Source organism: Pseudoalteromonas sp. T1lg65 (genome assembly GCF_051930985.1).
Lineage (GTDB): Bacteria > Pseudomonadota > Gammaproteobacteria > Enterobacterales > Alteromonadaceae > Pseudoalteromonas.
On the sequence record NZ_CP196837.1, the window covers coordinates 3,283,905 to 3,301,006 of the forward strand.

At 43.0% G+C, this 17,102-nt stretch carries 15 protein-coding genes; 9 read left to right on the forward strand and 6 right to left on the reverse strand.

All coding sequences use genetic code 11. The features are described from left to right. Positions 1-3 precede the first annotated feature (3 nt). From ACSLBF_RS14625 to ACSLBF_RS14640, 4 genes are all read left to right on the forward strand, one after another. Positions 4-201: a hypothetical protein gene (locus ACSLBF_RS14625; protein ID WP_440054091.1), complete on the forward strand. Its 198-nt coding sequence runs from the start codon at positions 4-6 to the stop codon at positions 199-201. A gap of 70 nt (positions 202-271) precedes the next feature. Next, entirely contained in the window at positions 272-853 is a 582-nt protein-coding gene (locus ACSLBF_RS14630) for a hypothetical protein (RefSeq protein WP_440054092.1), read from the forward strand. Between the two features lie 194 nt (positions 854-1,047). Further along, on the forward strand, positions 1,048-1,881 hold the full coding sequence (locus ACSLBF_RS14635; protein ID WP_440054093.1) for an AAA family ATPase: 834 nt from the start codon (positions 1,048-1,050) through the stop codon (positions 1,879-1,881). 2 nt (positions 1,882-1,883) lie between these two features. Beyond that, entirely contained in the window at positions 1,884-3,068 is a 1,185-nt protein-coding gene (locus tag ACSLBF_RS14640) for a vWA domain-containing protein (protein WP_440054094.1), read from the forward strand. A 77-nt stretch (positions 3,069-3,145) separates the two neighbouring features. Here ACSLBF_RS14640 and prlC read toward each other — a convergent pair whose 3' ends face one another. Continuing rightward, positions 3,146-5,185, reverse strand: coding sequence for an oligopeptidase A (prlC, locus tag ACSLBF_RS14645; RefSeq protein WP_440054095.1), 2,040 nt, complete (start codon positions 5,183-5,185; stop codon positions 3,146-3,148). A 157-nt stretch (positions 5,186-5,342) separates the two neighbouring features. Here prlC and gorA point away from each other — a divergent pair, with 157 nt between their 5' ends. Both gorA and ACSLBF_RS14655 read left to right on the forward strand, forming a co-directional pair. Further along, complete coding sequence (gene gorA, locus ACSLBF_RS14650; protein WP_440054096.1) at positions 5,343-6,701, forward strand: glutathione-disulfide reductase; 1,359 nt, start codon at positions 5,343-5,345, stop codon at positions 6,699-6,701. A gap of 278 nt (positions 6,702-6,979) precedes the next feature. Beyond that, a complete protein-coding gene (locus ACSLBF_RS14655) occupies positions 6,980-7,942 on the forward strand; it encodes a hypothetical protein (RefSeq protein WP_440054097.1) in 963 nt (320 codons plus the stop codon). Positions 7,943-8,697: 755 nt separating this feature from the next. On the opposite strand, the gene ACSLBF_RS14660 is transcribed toward ACSLBF_RS14655, so the two are convergent. Then, entirely contained in the window at positions 8,698-9,219 is a 522-nt protein-coding gene (locus tag ACSLBF_RS14660; RefSeq protein WP_440054098.1) for a hypothetical protein, read from the reverse strand. Between the two features lie 155 nt (positions 9,220-9,374). Further along, the gene (locus tag ACSLBF_RS14665) at positions 9,375-9,980 is read right to left on the reverse strand and encodes a LysE family translocator (RefSeq protein ID WP_440054099.1); all 606 of its coding nucleotides are present in this window, start codon (positions 9,978-9,980) and stop codon (positions 9,375-9,377) included. Between the two features lie 106 nt (positions 9,981-10,086). Between ACSLBF_RS14665 and ACSLBF_RS14670 the strand changes: the two genes are divergently transcribed. After that, positions 10,087-10,977 (forward strand): LysR family transcriptional regulator, encoded by an 891-nt coding sequence (locus ACSLBF_RS14670; protein WP_440054100.1) that lies wholly within the window; start codon positions 10,087-10,089, stop codon positions 10,975-10,977. 73 nt (positions 10,978-11,050) lie between these two features. Here ACSLBF_RS14670 and ACSLBF_RS14675 read toward each other — a convergent pair whose 3' ends face one another. Continuing rightward, positions 11,051-11,434 (reverse strand): DUF3224 domain-containing protein, encoded by a 384-nt coding sequence (locus ACSLBF_RS14675; protein WP_440054101.1) that lies wholly within the window; start codon positions 11,432-11,434, stop codon positions 11,051-11,053. 92 nt (positions 11,435-11,526) lie between these two features. Between ACSLBF_RS14675 and ACSLBF_RS14680 the strand changes: the two genes are divergently transcribed. Further along, positions 11,527-12,327, forward strand: a complete 801-nt coding sequence (locus ACSLBF_RS14680) for a helix-turn-helix domain-containing protein (RefSeq protein ID WP_440054102.1) — start codon at positions 11,527-11,529, stop codon at positions 12,325-12,327. 76 nt (positions 12,328-12,403) lie between these two features. Further along, positions 12,404-12,886, forward strand: a complete 483-nt coding sequence (locus tag ACSLBF_RS14685; RefSeq protein ID WP_440054103.1) for a cupin domain-containing protein — start codon at positions 12,404-12,406, stop codon at positions 12,884-12,886. A 52-nt stretch (positions 12,887-12,938) separates the two neighbouring features. Here the strand turns inward: ACSLBF_RS14685 and ACSLBF_RS14690 are convergent, their stop codons facing one another. Further along, positions 12,939-13,448 carry an AAA family ATPase gene (locus ACSLBF_RS14690; protein ID WP_440054104.1) on the reverse strand — a complete coding sequence of 170 codons (510 nt, stop codon included), beginning with the start codon at positions 13,446-13,448 and terminating at the stop codon, positions 12,939-12,941. A 73-nt stretch (positions 13,449-13,521) separates the two neighbouring features. Continuing rightward, positions 13,522-16,971: an amino acid adenylation domain-containing protein gene (locus ACSLBF_RS14695; RefSeq protein WP_440054105.1), complete on the reverse strand. Its 3,450-nt coding sequence runs from the start codon at positions 16,969-16,971 to the stop codon at positions 13,522-13,524. Positions 16,972-17,102: the final 131 nt, after the last annotated feature.

The following is a 17,102-nucleotide window of genomic DNA, read 5'->3' on the forward strand; positions in this document are numbered from 1 at the left end:
GCCATGATGCATAACAAAAAAAACATGTTACGCGAGAAAGAAATAACCACTTTACAATGTTCCTTTATAAGCGGCGGCGGCGGGGTAGCTGGCGGTGGGGATAGAGGTGGGGACCCGCAATCTATCAGTATTCAATCTGCTGTAATATTAACTGGCAGCACAGCTACGAATTTTGTACCACATGACAGTGAAGCGTTATGAGTTTTTTGAAGATTAATCACCATAACAACTAAAAATTTACAAATGCCTCACTCTGAATCAAGGAAGTATCATGGATAGTTTACTGAACTTTTTAAATGGCCCAAGACTTACACACACCGAATTGCTTTATTTGATAATTCTGGTTTTGCTCGTTTTGGCTAATCGAACAGATGGCCACCGTGTATATCTAGCGGCTGTATTATTAGCAGAAAAGCTGATTGAGCTTTCTATTAAACCTTTTTTGCCTTGGGACTTGATCGTATCTCAAAGTACTTACTTTGGACTTTGTTTCGCAACAGTGATTCTAATTAATTACAGAGTTTCCGTTATAAACTGGCTAAGACGCATCACTTCACTTAGATTAGAGGTGTTTAATAATAACAATTCAGCTAAAGAGCAAACTGCAATAGCCTTTATATATGGTTTAGTAGGTATACTTTGCCTAGGTATGATAGCAGAACACCTTGTAAGACATCCTGATTTAGTTGGGTTATCTTCGGACTTAGCCTTCTCTATCAGGTGGCTATATGACATTTACCCCACACTGGTTTCAGGATTAACGTATTTGATGATGGTGATTTTGTTCATAATGACAGTTGATGGATTTGCAATCAAACAACTCAGAAAGCTTGAGAGCAAAACGAGTTCATAGCGCGCTCTAACCAAAAATCCATCTAAAATACGATTTATGCCAGTAGCTTTAAAGCACTGGCTTTTGATATTTATACTGAAATCCCATCACTCGTTTAAAGTCTTGTAAAGACTAATACTTACTAACCTGTTGCTCGGTAAAACCGGAATATGGCATCATGCCTTTATCTCATCAGACCACAGAGACGTTATCAGATGTTTAAAGGTACCGATCAATACATTGCTTCTGCGGCACTACAACAAGCCGTTAATGCCGCTATCATTTTAGAAAAGCCACTACTTATTAAAGGCGAGCCCGGCACGGGGAAAACCATGCTTGCTGAGGAGTTGGCGCGTAGTTTGGATACCCGCTTGATCCAATGGCACATTAAATCCACCACCAAGGCTCAGCAAGGTTTGTACGAGTATGACGCAGTATCACGACTGCGTGATAGTCAGCTAGGCGATCCTAAAGTGCATGACGTCAGCAACTACATTGTTAAAGGCAAGCTTTGGGAAGCCTTCATTGACGAAAAAAGACCCGTGCTGCTGATTGATGAAATTGATAAAGCCGATATCGAGTTTCCAAACGACCTGCTATTGGAGCTAGATAAAATGGAGTTTCATGTATACGAAACCGGTGAACAAGTTAAGGCCAAAGTTCGCCCGATTGTGATCATTACTTCAAATAATGAAAAAGAGCTGCCCGATGCTTTTTTGCGTCGCTGCTTCTTTCACTACATTGATTTCCCCTCAAAAGAGGAAATGTCGCAAATCATCGATGTACATTATCCGAACATCAAAGCTAACCTAGTTAAAAACGCGCTGGAAAGCTTTTTTGACCTGCGTGAAACGCCCAATCTCAAGAAAAAGCCGAGTACTAGCGAATTATTAGACTGGCTTAAGTTGCTGATGGCGGAAGATATTTCTCCTGATGCATTGCATGACAAGTCTAATACGGGTGGCTTGATGCCATTGTTTGGCGCACTACTTAAAAATGAACAAGACGTCACTTTGGTTGAAAAGTTGGCGTTTTTAAGCCGTAGATAGCGATGCTAGTTGAATTTTTACTGACGCTGCGACGCTACGGTATCAAAGCCAGCTTGCGCGAGCTACTGGATTGCTTGAACGCATTAGATAAAGCAGTGTGCTTTGCCGACATTGAACAGTTTTACTTTTTAGCGAAAACTATTTTCGTTAAAGACGAAACCCAATTCGATAAATTTGACCGGGCCTTTGCGCATTATTTTGATGGGGTTGAGTCTATCGATCTGTTTTCACAACTTCAGCAACAACAATTACCCGCAGACTGGTTGCGCAAAGAGTTTGAAAAACTGCTCAGCGAAGAAGAAAAAGCCAAACTAAAAGCACTTGGTGGACTCGATAAACTTATTGAAACCCTTAAACAACGGCTAGCCGAACAACAAAAGCGTCATGCCGGTGGCAACAAATGGGTCGGCACAGGTGGCACCTCACCATTTGGTGCCTATGGATACAACCCTGAAGGCGTTCGTATTGGTCAAGATGGTAGTCGCCATCGTAAGGCTGTAAAAGTATGGGATAAACGCCAGTATCGTAATCTAGATGCCAATACCGAGATCAGCAGCCGAAATATCAAACTAGCGCTAAAACATTTGCGTAAATTTGCAAAAAGTGGTGCCAGCGATCAGCTCGATCTCAACGAAACGATCCGAGCAACCGCCAAGCAGGGCGGTTTGTTAGATGTCAAAATGGCACCGGAGCGCCACAACTCGGTCAAGGTGCTGATGCTGTTTGATATTGGCGGTTCAATGGATGATCATATTCAGATCTGCGAACAGCTATTTAGCGCTGCACATAGTGAGTTCAAGCACTTAGAGTTCTTTTACTTTCACAATTGCGTGTATGAACATGTTTGGCCAGACAACGCCCGTAGAGACTCAGAACTCATCGATACCTACCAATTGATCCATCGTTATGGCTCGGATTATCGTTTGATCTTTGTCGGCGACGCAACCATGGGACCGTATGAAATCACCTACCCCGGTGGCAGTGTCGAGCATTGGAATCAAGAGTCAGGCGCCACCTGGTTAAACCGGCTGACGAATCACTTTGAAAAAGTGGCTTGGCTTAACCCGCAGCCGCAAAGCCATTGGCGCTATTACCATTCTATTGAACTCATTGATGAGTTGATGCAAAAACGAATGTTTCCGCTCACGATTGAAGGCCTCACTCAGGCATTTAAAACCTTGAGCTAGAATAACCTCAACTACGGATAGCATAAAAAGCCTCAACAGATGTTGAGGCTAGTATGCTTCATTACTTGGAGATAGAATTAGGCAGCAATACCACTGTGGCGCAGTAATGCGTCAACTTGAGGTTCACGTCCTCTAAAGCGTGTGAACAACACCATGGGTTCTTCCGAACCGCCTTTTTCAAGAATGTTGTGCATAAAGTCTCGACCGGTTTGAGGGTTAAAGATCCCCTCTTCTTCAAAGCGTGAATACGCATCTGCCGATAGCACTTCTGCCCACTTATACGAGTAATAGCCCGCACTATAACCACCAGCAAAAATGTGACTAAAGCTATGCTGGAAGCGATTGAACTCAGGCGCCTTAATAACCGCTGTTTTGGCTCTAACGGCATTGAGTATGGCTTGAATTTCACATGGCTTACTTGGGTCGTAGTCAGCATGAATATGGAAATCAAACAGTGAAAACTCTAACTGACGCATCATTTGCATCGCTGATTGGAAGTTCTTCGCTGCCAATAACTTGTCGAGCATGTCTTTAGGTAACGGCTCACCGGTTTCGTAGTGACCTGAGATAAAGTTCAGCGCTTCTTCTTCATAGCACCAGTTTTCTAAAAACTGACTTGGCAGTTCCACCGCATCCCATGCAACGCCATTAATACCCGCTACAGGCGCGGCTTCAATTTGCGTCAGCATATGGTGAATACCATGACCAAACTCATGGAACAAGGTGGTTACTTCATTGTGGGTAAAGAGCGCAGGTTTATCACCCACCGCCTTATTAAAGTTACAAACCAGATAAGCCACAGGCGTTTGTAACTCGCCATTGGCACGCACTTTACGGCCCATGCAGTCATCCATCCATGCACCGCCACGTTTGTGCTCACGAGCATATAGATCTAAGTAAAACTGACCACGTAACTTGCCTTGCTCATCGTGAATTGAGAAAAAGCGCACATCTGGATGATAGGTATCAAATTCTTGCTCTTCAGTCACGGTAATGCCAAATAAGCGATTAACGGTTTCAAACAACCCCGCTAACACTTTGTACTCAGGAAAATATGGACGAAGCAGTTCATCGGAAATGGCATACTTAGCTTGTTTGAGCTTTTCACTGTAATAGGCATAATCCCAAGGTTGTAGCTCTGCTACGCCGAATTCTTTTTCAGCAAATGCACGCAGCTCCTCTACTTCTTGCTCTGCTTGCGGTTTTGATTTCGCCGCCAAGTCATTTAAAAATTCAAATACCTGTTCTGGCGTTTGCGCCATTTTAGTTGCCAATGACTTTTCAGCATAATTAGCAAAGCCCAGTAATTGTGCTAGCTCGTGCCTAAGCTTGAGCGACTCTTGCATCAATGCACTGTTATCAAACTCACCAGCATTTGGACCTTGATCGGAAGCACGCGTAACGAATGCGCGATACGCTTCTTCACGCAGCGCTTGGCTATCGGCATAAGTCATTACTGGCAGGTAAGAAGGAATATCTAACGTAAATACCCAACCTTCAAGCCCTTTAGCTTCGGCGGTATGTTTGGCAAGTGCCAATGCTGACTCAGGTAAGCCTGCTAGCTGCGATTCGTCAGTGACTTGTTTCGTCCAAGCTTGCGTGGCATCCATCACATTATTGCCGTACTTTGCAGCTAATTCTGATAAACGCGCGGAGATCTCACCATAACGCTTTTGTTTGTCTGCATCTAGGGCAATACCTGACAACTGAAAATCTCTTAGTGCATTATTAATTGACGTTTTTTGCTCTTGGCGTAACTGCTCAAAATCTTCAGAATCTTTCAATGATTGATAAGCTTGAAACAGGCCTTGATGCTGGCCCATATAGGTAGAGTATTCAGAAATAAGCGGTAAACACTCATCGTATGCTTTGCGCAGCGCTTCATTATTCACTACCGAATGCATGTGAGAAACAGGTGACCACATGCGAGACAATTTATCGTCAGCTTCTTCTAGCGGAAGTACAAAATTTTCCCAAGTAAACTGCGATTGCGCTAACACTTGATCGACGGTATCGCGGCAATGCTGGATGGCGGCTTTTAATGCTTCAACAATGTGCTCAGGTTTAATGTGTGAAAATGGGGGCAATCCTTCCAGCCCGATTAATGGGTTACTCATGGGCGCTCTCTTTGTCTGCTTATTCTATTTAGGTTGAAATAAGGGTGATTGACCTCATTTACAAGTATCTAGCTCACTTTTTATCTATTGTGATTAGCATTGTAATCTGAATTCAGTTTAGATAAGTAAAGTATAAAAAAATCGGCGAGGAAATTTTATGGCTCAACATTTTGACTACATTGCCATTGGTGGTGGCAGCGGCGGTATTGCTTCAGCAAACAGAGCGGCAATGCGCGGCGCTAAAGTAGCGTTAGTAGAAGCAAAACATTTAGGCGGTACTTGTGTTAACGTAGGCTGCGTACCTAAAAAAGTAATGTGGCATGGCGCACAAGTCGCTGAAGCTATTAAACTCTACGCACCTGACTATGGTTTTGACGTTGAGCTTAAAAACTTTGATTGGGCCAAATTAATCGAAAGCCGCGAAGCCTATATTGGCCGCATTCATCAAGGCTATAACAATTACCTAGCCAGCAATGGCGTTACCGTTATCAACGGTTTTGCGAAGTTCGTCGACAACAACACCATTGAAGTCAACGGTGAACAGTACACCGCAGACCATATTAATATCACCGTTGGTGGTCGCCCAACCATTCCAAACATTCCCGGCGCAGAGTACGGCATTGACTCAAACGGCTTTTTTGAGCTGAACGAACAACCTCGTCGTGTCGCAGTGGTTGGTGCAGGTTACATCGCCGTAGAACTTGCGGGTGTATTACAAAGCCTTGGAACAGAAACCCATTTGTTTGTGCGTAAACACGCACCACTAAGAAGCTTCGACCCCATGGTGGTGGAAACACTCACCGAAGTAATGGCAAAAGAAGGCCCAACGCTACACACCAATGCCACGCCAAAATCCGTCACCAAAGAGGCCGACGGCTCGGTCACCTTACACCTTGAAAACGGCGAGTCTTATACCGTAGATAAACTGATTTGGGCAATCGGCCGAGAGCCAGTCACTGACTTAATTAACCTTGCAGCCACTGACGTTGACGTTACGCCATCTGGTCATATCAAAGTAGACGAATACCAAAACACCAATGTTCCGGGCATTTATGCTCTGGGCGATATTATGGACGGCGGCATTGAATTAACACCCGTTGCGGTAAAAGCAGGCCGAATGCTCGCCGAACGGTTATTCAACCCTGACATGCCAAACGCCAAAATGGACTACAACCTAGTGCCAACCGTGGTATTCAGTCACCCACCCATAGGTACTATTGGCTTAACCGAACCACAAGCAATCAAAGAATATGGCGAAGACAATATCAAGGTATACACCTCAACCTTTGCCGCCATGTACACCGCCGTCACTCAACATCGCCAACCGTGCAAAATGAAACTCGTATGCGCAGGCCCTGAAGAAAAAGTAGTTGGCTTACACGGCATTGGATTCGCCGTCGATGAAATGATCCAAGGTTTTGGCGTTGCAATGAAAATGGGCGCCACCAAAGCCGACTTTGATTCAGTTGTGGCAATACACCCGACTGGATCAGAGGAATTTGTTACTATGAAGTAAGTGTTTGATTTTAAAACCAATAAAAATCAAATGCTAAACGCGAGTGGATTCCCCCCTCGCGTTTTTTACCTCAAACTCACCATCTGTAGGTCGGCATTAGCGCAGTGTCTTTCGATGTTTGATTAGCACTTTAGTGGTATTAATATCTAATGATTGGAAGCTTAAAAAGGCAAGCAACAAGACTTGACCCCATTGGTTCGTTACAACAGAAATGCCAAATCACTTTACAACAAAAATACTTTCTGTTTACATTACAACCTTCACAATAAGGAGGTTTTATGTATAGATTATGTATATTAGTTTTTACGTTTCTGCTTAGCTCATCTGCATTAGGCTATGAGCTTATTCCTCATCATTTTTTAGTTTCAAAGGCTAAATCGACACTTTTAAATGATGTAATTGAGATTAATAATAATTTAAGCATTCAAGATATAAACTTTTGTGTTTTAGGAGAAAAACCTAGCCAAGATTGTTTTGAAAGTGGACTTTCAAAAAAATATGTGGTGATGCCGAAATCAAAAAAAGCTTTTGCCATAAAGAGGGTTAATGCTGGACACTATGACTTTAGGAAGCTCTCTGCATCAGAGAAAGATTTTTTTGACGTATTTTTTCAATATATGTTTGAGCAGGTAAGCATTGAAATAGGCACTCATTCTAAAAACAACCAAGGCACTATAAAAGTTGAAACATCCACGAGGCCACATGGTCAAGATTGGTGCTCTAGTAGTCCAGAAGTATTTCCGTATTCTTGCCGCGAACACGATATGTGTTACGACAGTGGCTCCCCTAAGGGAGTGTGTGACGATGCGTTTTATCACAGTATGATGTCAGAAGCAGAAGCCTATTACAACTTAGGACCGGATCAAAAGTTTGAACCAGGAAGTTATGGAATTCTTGCAACTGTCTACTATCAAGCTGTTTTACGTTCAAAAAAGGCTTTAGAAGCTTTCTGCGCTGCAACGCCTGTAGAGTTTTCGATTTGTGATCCTAACTTTGATGATTCAGGTTACTCCACTGACCCAGATGAAGTGACAGGAGGAGAGAAGGTTACTGATCCTGCATTGAGACGCCAAGTCTCAGGGAGTGAAGATGGGTGGGGCGGGCAAACCGGAGTGGTAGACCGTTGGCTTGATTATGGATATTATGTATATTCATGTGAAGTTTGGGAATTCCCTAACGGGGAAGGTGGTTATTATTACATGGCTAAAGAGTGCGTATATTCTTTCAGGCAGGCGCCATAAATGGAATGTTAGTAAAACTAGAAGTCTAAAATAGTAGTATAAACCGTTACAACATTTAGAAGCCGAGGTTTAGGATGCTGTGTATATGTTAAAGTTGTTTTGTATCCCCTTGTTCTGTTGGCTTCTAACACTTGTATTTATTTATGTATATCAGTTCCCTGTACCCATGGTTGGTATGGTGAATGAAACGGACGTAACGAGCTCACACTTCTGGTGGACGGCAACACTAAGTTATCTCTTTTACGGACTTATCTGCTTTACTATCCCACTTATGATGCTTATTCAGTACGTCATTTCAAAGTCAAAGTGGATTACAAATCACAGAGCTCAAGAAAAACTCCTTTGGTGTAGTGCCATTTTTTTGTGTTTTGCCTGGGCTATTTTACTTAGTCAGTTGCACCTTCAATAAATCTACAAAAAGCAATTGGAGTCAGCTCTTGCACTTTGCCCTTAGGTACAAGCTCTATCAGCGCCCACTCCTTCCCCTTAACTCATACAAAATCTCGCTTCAATCATTGCTCTGTGCAATCTTAACAGCGCAAATAAACATCGAGACAATGCAATGCAAACTGTTGATTACTTAATACTGAATGAGAACATCAACTAAAGGCTGAAATTAGGCATTCTGAGTAGGAAGATCTCCTACAACCAATGGCTAAACAGAAATCTTCCTCATTCTATATGTGGCAGTCGTGACGGCACTATTTAATAACGCGACCCCGGCCCAACAAAAGGACGCTGACTGCCCCACTACATTACCAGATAGCAACGTAGTGTAATGCGTCTCCTAAAAACAAAAAGTAATTGTCGATTCCATTTTTTAAAGCAGGTATACGCATCATCATGTCATACAAAAACAAATAAAATGATGCAATGCCAACCATTACTCCTACTCTGGCTGAGAAAGGTTTGCAAATACCTTCGTACTTTAGTGCAGCCTTATCCAAATGCTCGATCAGCTTTTTGGCCAAATAGACAGCAAAAAACGCATTGCTGATCAAAGCAAATAATACACCTGTAACACTAATGATGACCCAATACACCATCATATCTTCGGTTTCTGCGGTAGTCACATCGAGTATATAGGTGATACATACGGCACAAGTAACTGCGAATAATGCGCAGTAAAGTGCAAGTTTTCCCGCAGGTACACTGTCTAACGGAATATAAACCTGAATTAAATACGTTTCACCATATTGATTGATAGTCTCTTTGAAAGGCTTATTTATGACCAAGAGTAGAGAAGTTAACGCCAACAGCACAGATATGAACAACATAACGATCCCCTAAGGCTAAGTGAGAGTCTCATTCATTCAAACATATATTTGAAAATTGACTGGTCTGCTCTGACGGAGGCGCTAAAGCGATGTTAAATTGGTATTTCAGAGCGCAGTTGTCACTTTAAACTCGACCTTCTCGTATGACGCTTGGCTTATCCAAACGACAGTAAAAACAGCTCTGTCGCTAAATATATCGCTATCACCATCAGGCTAAACCCCATCACTTGGTTGAACACTTTTACATGTTGTGGAGATTTCACCAGTACACTGGCTTTGTCTCCAAACAGCGCCCATGCAGTGATAGATGAGTAACAAATGACAAAATAAATCATCACAAACAATAAGAGCTGCTGATGAGATTGAGACAAACTAAATGCGGTAATTCCCGCAACACACGCAATCCAAGCTTTGGGATTAAGCCATTGTAATAAAACACCTTGTATAAAACTGGGTAATTCACGTTCTTCTATAGTTAATTGCGGCTTGCTGCGTATAAACTTAACTCCCATATAAAAGATAAAGCCATTACCCAGTGCGCCTAATATCACAATCAAAGTACTAAACTGCTCTACTAACAGGTAATAACTCAACCCCAATAAATACAGCAACAGAGTAAATCCAATCGTTGCACCTGATACAAAAGGCATTGCCCGCCTAGTGCCAAAGTTCAACCCAGTCGTTAACGTGATTAAGTTGACAGGTCCCGGCGAAATAGACATAGATAACGCAAATAAGCTCATTGCAATAATAACCGACATATATTTACTCCAATCGTGTTGAAGTCTGATTATGTACAACTAGACATAAACAAAACTAGATAGCACAATTAGAAATCACTATTCTAATAACTTTAACTATCAATTTATGATTGATGAATTGCGGGCGTTAGCCATTTTTGCCGAGACGGTAAAACAGGGGTCGTTTAGAAAAGCAGCCCATTCACTAATGCTGTCTCCATCGGTGGTGAGCTACCAAGTTAGCGGCTTAGAAAAAAAACTAGGAGTAGCCTTACTGTATCGCTCGACCAGAAATCTGTCTTTAACAAGTGAAGGCACAGCGCTTTATCAGCATGCGCTCACTATGCTCGAAGCTGCGCAATCAGGGCTCGATAAAATCACCGATAATAAAACACAGCTAAGCGGTGAGCTCACCATCACCTTGTCCACAGCGCTAATTAAAGCCCCATTGAGTAAACAACTCGCCGAATTTAGTTTGTTACACCCAGCGTTACATTTGAATTTACAATATAAAGACGAGCGCAGCGATTTGATCAGTGAAGGTGTCGATTTCGCCATTAGAGCGAGAGTCATGCCAGACAGTACCTTGAAATCCAAACGGATCGGTGAAATAAAACGGCTAATGGTATGCGCTAGTCGTTATTATTTATCGCAGCCAACACCCCGTGATCCCTGCGATATTGCTCGGTGGAACTGGATCAGTATGGCAATGATGCCTAATCGTCGAGATTTATATAACGACCAAGGTCAACGCCATCAGCTGGAGTATCCAAGCAATTTTAGCGTGAATAGCATTGCTGCTATGGTCGAGTTCTGCGCACTAGGGATAGGCGTTGCCACCCCACCTGACTACCTTGTCGCAGATGACATCGCAACAGGAAATTTAGTACACCTCTGCCCTGATTGGCACGTTGAACCTATCCCTCTTTATGCCGTGTGGCCTAATAACATACCTGAACAGGGTTTGGTTAGAAAGTTGCTGGATTACTTGGCTCATGATGAGAAGGCAACCAATTGAGTTATGTCAGTCAAAAGTCAATTGGCTCAAAGCCTATTTTAGTGCTTATTACCTGAGTCAGATAACGTTCAACTTATTCAGCACCATGGATGAGGTAATTTGCTTGCCCACCTTCGGTTGAGTGAAACTCTCCTTTTGCATTTAACCATGGCCCTGAAGGCGTGCTAGAAATTACCGTAAACTGGCTGCTTGCAGTACCTTGTTTAAACTTTCCATCATGCATCAATGTAAGCTGAAAAGTTGTGTCATTTATCATCGCGTCAATGACTTCAAAGCCATTAAATCGCGCATTACCACCATTGTCATAACACAGCTGATATTTGATTGTGCTTGTGCCTTTGATATCTCCACTGTAACTTTGTTTAACCAATGCGGTTTTAATACTGGCTTGCTCCGTCAGCTCTGGTATTGCTGACTCTTGCCAATTCTGAATTTGCAGTGTGCCTGTAAGTTTCATAGCGTCTCTTATCATTGATTGTTGCAAATAGGTCTTAACATTATCATGACGCTCACATACAGTATTGTAAAAATGCGCCACTGCGACTTATCATGGAAAAGCCCTATCAAGCCAATCAAACTTCAATTCAAGGTGTGCTGCATCACACTCACAGCCAACAGTTTTATCAACTCCGCCGCTATATTCCTACAGACGAACTAGTTCACTTGGTCGAACAGTTCTGGATTGTTGAGTGGGAGTTACCCGAAGGGCAAATCCATGAACAATACAATTTGCCAGATCCCAATGTTCATCTGGTATTAGATAACAATAAGTTCACTGTTCTCGGCCCAGTCAGTAAAGCCTACCGCTATGTAATGCGCGGAACTGGCCGAGTTATTGGCGTAAAGTTTTTGCTAGCAAGCAAGTTTTCAACTACAAATATCCAACTCAATGAGTTGGTAGATAACAGTTTTGAGGCATCGGTGTTTTTTCCATTTGCGGAGCAATTACAAAATCAGCTGGTTCATGCACAGACAGACAACGACATTATTGAATATTTAAGACAGATGCTAAAGCCAATGTGCAGGCCACTATCGCAAGGTCAACAGTTAGCACAACAACTTGTTGAGATGATTAAAAGCAACCAGCAACTTACACGAGTTGACCAACTGGCTGAAAGGTCAGGTCTTTCAAGTCGAGCCATTCAACGGTATTTGAAACATCATGTCGGATTCCCCCCTAAATGGCTAATTAGAAAATATAGAATGCATCAGGTACTCGCGCTGTTGGAATCTGGGAATACTGATACCGCCGAACTTGCACTCTGGCTTGGCTATACCGATCAATCTCATTTTATTCATGACTTTAAACACTTTACTGGCACCTCTCCTAAACGTTACTTAGACATGTAAGAGCGTGTTATGCTTGTGCACTCGATAAACCGATATGATTACACGATGTTTAGCTGAGCCAAATTAAGGAAGATATATGGACAAGTACCTTGTCACAAAAGAAGAAATAGAAGCCTATAAAGGCATTAATAAAACCCACTATCTTAATACCAACGCACGTCGAACAAACAAGTCTCTGGGTGATTTGACTGGTATCACCGGGTTTGGTGTTCACCTGATTGAAATTGAACCCGGCTTCGAGTCAACCGAACTGCACAAGCATTATCACGAAGATGAATGTGTGTTTATTCTTGAAGGCCAAGCGCTAGCAACCATTGGAACCGAGACTTTTCCAGTTAGAGCAGGAGACTTTATTGGCTATCGTGCGGGTGGTAAAGCACATAAGCTGACGAATAATAGTAACACCACATTGAAATGTCTTGTTGTTGGTCAACGCCTTGAGCATGACGTCGCGGATTACCCGGCTTTAAATAAACGCCTGTATAGAAATCAAGGGTTATCTTGGGACCTGGTTGACTTGAATGATGTTGGAAACCCTGCGGCTGGTGTAAAAAAATAACGCCTTAGATGAACTGAGCCAACAAGATATCGGCTCACTATTTCCTTGAGCATTAAATAGTGAGAACGTGGTTTTCCAGTCGTTGTAACAACTCAAGTATGCTTTGTTCTGGTGTTTTTCCTGCGGTATCTATCACAATACGCGAAGAACGCCACGGCTGATATTCTCTGGTGATCACGCTTTGCCAAATCGGTAAGCGCAAGTTTGCAATATCTGTCTGTCGTGTTTCTACACGGGTTTTGTGCTCTTTTTTGTCAGAACAAATGACCTCAACATTAACAAAATCGACCTTCGCTTGTTTAGCAACGTTTATCCAAGCAGTTCTGGATGCTTCCACTGGATTGGTCGAATCAGCCACCACATCCATCCCATTGTTTAAATTGTCTAGCGCCAACGAGAAAGCCACCTTATAGCCCTCATCGTACAAATCAGTGAGGCCATTATCTCGCAGTGTTTGTTCAATACTATCAATCCGAAGATAAGTGGCTTTTAGCGTCACAGCCAGCTGTTTGGCGAGAGTTGTCTTTCCAGTTGCGGGGAATCCGCTAAAGATATATAGCATAAGAGAATAACCTATTTAAGCTTAGCTCAAAGTGACCAAGATGGACTCAGTTAGAGCCCATCTTGGTTTTGGATTAAAGGCATTCAGCTAACCGAGCTGTCAACCATACGAACACCTCGCTATCGCCTGAAAGCTCGCACTCTCCTAAACAAATACAGTGCATTAGCGCTGCTAAATCTTGTCGACACAGTGCCGATTCCGCTTTGCTACTGTACAGAACAAGCAAACAGCTCGGTAGTGCTCCACCTTGTGGAGCAATTTTAGCTAATTTACCGCTTTGGTAGGTGACAGTAAAACGCGCTGTACTGCCGGCAACCGCTATCTCACATGTTAATTCTGGGGAAGGTGCTGATTGTCCTGATACAGTCGTTTGTAAACGCTCATAAAAGCGCTCAAACCAAGTACTTATATCAACAGAGGTGATGTGCTCTTCATGAGCCGTCGGCAGACATTCGTTTTCACACAAAACGTCTTGTTCAGCAGCTTTCAATGCTAGTAGTGTATTATCAACATCTTCTCGATTGTGAGCTGCGGAGCATATAAACCTCAATCTTCCTCGCCCATGCTCAACGATTGGATAGGTCACTGCTGAAGCTTGAACTCCCCGCTCATAAAGCTTTTGAACGATTGCATACAAGGTATCTTTATCACTAAAATGTGGCGTTACAATAGGGCCATCTCCCGTACCGAGATCGTAACCAGCGGCTTCAAACTGCTGCCGCATGTACCTAGCTGTATCCCATAAACGCGCCCTTATAGACTCATCTGAGCGTAAAGTTCTCAGTGACGCTAACGCAGCGGCAATATCAGCTGGACTAACTGAAGCTTGGAAAATATAGGCTCGAGCTGACGACTTAAGTAAATCAATATACTCTTGCTTAGCGGCGACCACCCCACCTAAACTTCCCAATGATTTACTCAATGTAGTCATAATAAAATCTACCTGCTCAGTTACGCCCTGTTGTGCACAAATTCCCGCACCATTTTCGCCATAAAAGCCAAAGGAGTGAGCCTCATCGACTAAAATCAACGCATTATATTTCTTCGCTACACGTACAATATCGGCGACCGGGGCTGCTCCCTCTCCCATACTATAAACCCCTTCTATCACCACTAATATGGTTCTATAGGGAGATGCTTCTGAGGCTAGCAACAGCTCTAAGTCAACGATATCGTTATGTTTGAATGAGCGTATTTTCGCATCTGAGACTTTGGCTCCATCAACGATTGAGGCATGACACAACTGATCAACAATAACGACATCATTGCGACTAAGCAGGCCCGCGACAGCACCAACATTTGCGGTATATCCGGTTGGAAATAAACAGGCCTGTTGTTTTCCTACTAATTGTGCAAACTCTTGTTCAAAGGTGAGGTGTAAATCGGTCAACCCAGAGGCTGCCGCCGACGTCCCCATTCCGGTTCCTAACGCGTTCAACGCCTCAGAAGCCGCAGCTATCACACGCTCATCACGATTAAGGCCCAAATATAGATTTGTCGTCCAAATAATTGCCTCTCGACAGTCCTGATTGTGAGCATCTGTCACAATACCTTTACTCGCGCTGCCAGTGCGAAGTACCTTACTGTATGGGTTACAGCGATTATCATTGACCATGTCCATCATGGCTTTTACTAACTGACTTTTATCTTCCGCTGACCACGCAGAGATTTTTGCGGCCTGAAAAGGTGGATGGCTCGACTGAATATCTTTTTGGAAGTCTGACAACGCGTTGTTATGCTGAGCTACATTTTCCGTATTCCTTTTATCTTGCACATGACCATCCCTCTGCTCAAGCAAATACGCAGCTAACTTGTTGGTCGTTGTGTATTTAAGTACCGTACTTACTGACACGCTCAATCCAAGCTTCTCGCTGAGTCGGCTTGCCAATTCAAGTGACGTCAATGAATCCAACCCTAAATTAATAAATGGCGTATCTATCGCTTTAGACAGAGGTAGTGGCAAATTTAATAAGCTAGCCAGTTCCATCTGGATCACCTCAGTATAACTTGCAATGGTGACAGGCAAATTCTCACTGTCTATTGTAGTTTTAGCATCCGTGTTGTGATGGGATTCTGGTAACAAATCGCGTGCTAGTTTACCATTTGGAAGCCGAGGCAGTTCTGACAGAAAGACGAAAACACTAGGAACCATATATGCAGGCAAACGTACGTTTAAAGCATCACGGATCGACTCTTCATTTGGGTTATCCGGAGCAACTAAGTAAGCAACCAATAAGTTGTGCCCAACACCAACCTCCTTTACTGCCACTGCAGCGAAATCGACGTCTGGTAACATTTCTAATGCTGACTCAACTTCCTCTAGTTCAATTCGATAACCTCGTACTTTAACTTGTTGGTCCACACGGCCAAGAAATTCAAGTTCGCCAGCATCATTCCATCGACAAAGATCTCCCGTTTTGTATAGACGCTCCTCTGGTACATTTTCATTTGGAGATAGCTCAACAAACCGTGATTGTGTTAGCACTGCGTCGTGTAAATATCCTTGTGCAAGCTTGCTTCCGGCAAGATATAACTGTGCAGCTTGTCCTTTGGTTACTGGGCGCAACTCGTCATCTAAAACATACGCTCGGGTATGTTGTACTGGTTTGCCTATAGAAATAGCATCCGTGTGATTAGTCACATCGATTGCCGTAGAAAACACCGTATCTTCAGTCGGGCCATACACATTAATCATACGCAAATTTTTATGTTTAGCTCTTAACTGCTTCAACAACGCGGGCTTTAACACTTCCCCGCCAAATACCACACATTTAAGAGTATCAGGAAGCTGATGAACATTACTTAAGGTTTGAATAGCAGAGGGCACCGCAATACAAGTTCGTACTTTTTCAATACAAGGCAGAGTCGGATACTCCAGAATATTTTTTGCAATAACCACTACCCCACCCAAAGCCAAGGTTCCGAATATTTCCATCACTGATGGATCAAAACAGACTGAGGTTGCGGCCAACACACCTTGTAGCTCATGTTCTGCGAGCAATGTATGCATCGCTTGTGACATAGCATAAACACTGCTGTGCTGCACTGCGACGCCTTTTGGTTGACCTGTAGAACCTGAGGTATAAATGACATAGGCAAGTGAATCTGGCTTAACTTCGTACAAAACCTGTCCTTGAGTTTCGCATGCATGATGATAGTGGATAAGCTTACTTACTTTGCCATCTAATAGCGCAACATTATTCTGATCGACAATCGCTACGTTGGCGCCTGAATGCTTTATCATATAGTCCACCCTATCGGAAGGGTAAGCAGGATCGATAGGCACGTAAGCACAGCCTGCACGCATCACCCCAAGCAATGTCGCAATCAATTGCCAACTGCGATCCATGCAAACCGCAATAAGACTGTTTGGGGGTATATTCTGAGCTATTAATTCTGCAGCGATAGACTGCGAAGTTTTCAGCAAAGTGCAAAAGTCTATGTGCTGTTTTGCATCAACTAGAGCTAGTTTACTTGGTTGAGATGCTTGCTGATGGATTAAATCTAATATCGTTGCTGCCACACTCTTTTCCTTAATTTATTGCATTTACCCAGCATTGGGCATTTTGTTATTGTTACTTTTTGCTCATTACGCTATCCCGTTTCTTGACGTATATTTTGCACCAAGCGAATGACGTATTGACACATTACTGT